This window comes from Peribacillus sp. NPDC096379, from assembly GCF_044762875.1.
Classification (GTDB): domain Bacteria; phylum Bacillota; class Bacilli; order Bacillales; family DSM-1321; genus Peribacillus.
This window is the reverse complement of the sequence record NZ_JBIWFD010000001.1, coordinates 1,520,771-1,523,948: the sequence shown is the minus strand read 5'-3', so window position 1 is coordinate 1,523,948 and position 3,178 is coordinate 1,520,771. Positions and strand designations below refer to the sequence as shown.

Below are 3,178 nucleotides of genomic sequence, written 5' to 3'. Positions count from 1 at the left end.
CTTCAATAGAATCTGCGCTTACCAAATCTTTTATGATTTCTTGTTCAACATAAATATCTGTTAAAGTTTCTGGTACTGATGAAGATGAAGATGACGTATGAATTGCATCGCCCCATACTCCAAGTATTTCGGAAGCAACTCTGTCCCACTTATAAAGAGATACAGCAAGTTCTCTCCCTTTGATCCCCATGTTTTTCATTTTAGATTTGTCTGATAGGATTTCTGTAATTTTTTCTACAAAACCAATCGGATTTTCTGGATTTTCTACAACAAGACCATTTTCATTGAGTTGAATGACTTCTGGATTTCCTCCTCTTGCTGTCGTTAATATAGGGAGTCCCGCTGCCATCGCTTCATAATGTACCCGTGCCAATGGCTCGTTCCATTGAGATGTGCATACAAATAAATCAGCCGCTGCAAACCAGTTTTGTATGACACTTGGTGAAACAAAACCTGTTGTTACTACTGGTATTGTCAATTTCTTTGTCATTGCTCTAACATAGGCAACATAATCAGTTACATTATCTTCGCTAAACCAACTACTTCCAACTACTACTACTGCTAAATCTTTAAATTTTTTTGATAGCTCCGGCAACGCCCTAATTAACCGATCTACTCCTTTATTATGAGAAAGTCTACCTGCAAACATGATAACTGTTTTGTTTTCTAAGCCATGTTCTTGACGAATTTCATTACGTACCTTTTGCATCTTTGGATGGTATCCAGGTAAGAACTGCTCAGTATCTACTCCAGAATAAATCGTAGTTATTTTCGCTGTTGCTTGTGGATAAAGATTTCGTATTACATTACCAACATAATCACTTACCGTTACAATATTAGATACTTCTTCTAATGCAGCAGTTGCTTCTTCTGGACTTATTTTGTCAGGATTGAACATATCATTATGCATGCTTAAAGTAATTTTTGCTTCAGGAGCAACTTTCCGAACTGGAAGGACCAAACGCGGTCGGTTGAAAATATGAATAAGGTCAAAGGAAGTCGATTCTAGATACTTGATGACTCCTTCTCGATAGATCTCTAATATTTGACCAGGTACCCGTACATAATGAACGCCATCTATTGTTTCCTGATTTGGAAGTGATGGTTCACTAATCCCTAAAACCGTGACGTCATGAAATTTGGATAAATAAGGGAGGTTCCCGGAAATATACGTTTGAATCGCTCCACCTAACACAGGAGGCACTGGTAGTTTTTCAGTACAGATCATTAATATTTTCATAGTTATTCCCTCCCCCTCCAATCATCTTCAATTTCTTTAAGAACTGGCCATTTAGTCTGATCTGTATCAACAATCGTTTGAATTAATTGGGTTGTTTGATCATTTAAAAATAATTCAGGTTCATATACAACTTCTTTAATATTTTTATAAAATTCATTTGGGAGTGACAAATCAATCATTAAAATCTCATATAGTTCAGCTGTAAGGGGATTAGATTCATGATAAGACTTAATCATCTCCCGAACCCAATTCACATCCCATCTATACAAATCTGCCATTGTACCACTAATTAGCTTTCTTAAATCACGAAGCGGAAGATCAAAGGCAACCCCATCAAGGTCAATAATCCACATTCCATTACTACCCATTTGACCATTTGACCAGCCATAATCCTGATGAACAAGTCCCCAAAAAGCATTTCCTTTTTTTATCAGTTCGGAATAGCTTGATTGATTAAGCCTTGTCAAACTATTTCTAGCTTGCTCTTCAAACCTATCAACTACATTCAATAAATGTGTACTTGCTGGTAATTCGTGATATACGTTAGCAATATTCCGGAACCAATCCATTTTGATGATCATCTTTTCATAACTAGATGGCCATTTATGCAGTCTTGAAGCTACTTCAGATTGTTGCGGTGGCTCATAGCCCTTACTTAAACGATGAAATTCACCGAGCGCATAACATAAATGTTTCGCACCTTCTAAATCTTTTGTAACAGGTTCTAATGGTTCTATCCACTCTGCAACGAACCATAACTTTCCTCCTGCTTCAACATAATCCTTTTCATCCTTTGTTTTTACAATCGCGGGCACTCTTGCATCTTGGACTTTAACTAAATATTCCTGAGCTCCCAAGCTAAACATACTTCTTGTTGGTCTTCTGTGTAACAATTTTAAACTTTTTGGACCAGAAGTTGTTTCAAGTTTCCAAATCGCACCGCCTTTATCTGGCTTAGTTGTTATGACCTGTATGCTATTAACAGAAAGATCGTAACTTTCAAGAACATCCTGTGCTATTCGTTCAATATAATCAGGTACATAAAATTCATGAGTTAAATCATCGGCTTCCCATGGCTCAATTATTGGGTGATCCATCATATCCCTCCTATGAGTTAAATCGTAATTTCCGCAAGAGTAAAGCGCTGTCAATTATTACTTTTATTTGAGTTCATCCTTGTTTTTGTCAACGCTTTCCAAAACAGATTTCTTCATTTCCCCCTATAATTTACTCGAAGAATTATCTCCATAGATCCTCAAAGAAACAGGTAATAGATGATGATTTTCCAAGATATTAATTTAAGTAGTCTAAAAGGATGTACCTATTTTCCGGACCAATCTACAGGATTAAATACTCTTAACTATGTTATGCTCTGATAAAATATTTGTATAGGATAGTTGCTTAGAAACAGAAGGTAATTTTGAATAATTCATCGATCATTGAAACGATTGGAAATTCTTACTTGTTTAACAAGTTATGAAATGACTAACTAGCATGAACGCTTGGCCATTTTGAAGCAAAAAAACATTTTTTGTCGAGCAATATACTAAGAACATTAAATATTCATCTTACTTAGGGTATTACAATCTGTTTAACCAGGATAATAATTAAGTAATGGGATCACCTTAAGATGATCCCACCGAAATTAGAATTATTTTTTCTTCGTCTTAGTCGCCGCTCTCGTCTGGACTTTCATCCTCACTCTCGTCTGGACTTTCATCCCCACTCTCGTCTGGACTTTCATCCCCACTCTCGTCTGGACTTTCATCCCCACTCTCGTCTGGGCTTTCATCCCCCAGCTCGTCTGGGCTTTCATCCCCCAGCTCGTCTGGGCTTTCATCCCCACTCTCGTCTGGACTTTCATCCCCACTCTCGTCTGGACTTTCATCCCCACTCTCGTCTGGACTTTCATCCCCACTCTCGTCTGGGCTTTCATCC

The 3,178-nt window shown here is 37.5% G+C and carries 3 protein-coding genes; all 3 read right to left on the bottom strand.

What is annotated here, in order from left to right; all coding sequences use genetic code 11:
* A partial coding sequence (locus ACIQZI_RS07220; protein WP_403071027.1) for a glycosyltransferase family 4 protein occupies nt 1-1,240 on the bottom strand: 1,240 nt, incomplete at its 3' end.
* A gap of 2 nt (nt 1,241-1,242) precedes the next feature.
* Nucleotides 1,243-2,337, bottom strand: a complete 1,095-nt coding sequence (locus tag ACIQZI_RS07215) for a CotS family spore coat protein (RefSeq protein ID WP_062179130.1) — start codon at nt 2,335-2,337, stop codon at nt 1,243-1,245.
* A gap of 570 nt (nt 2,338-2,907) precedes the next feature.
* Nucleotides 2,908-3,178 (bottom strand): hypothetical protein (locus ACIQZI_RS07210; protein WP_403071024.1); only part of this gene is annotated, 271 nt, incomplete at its 5' end.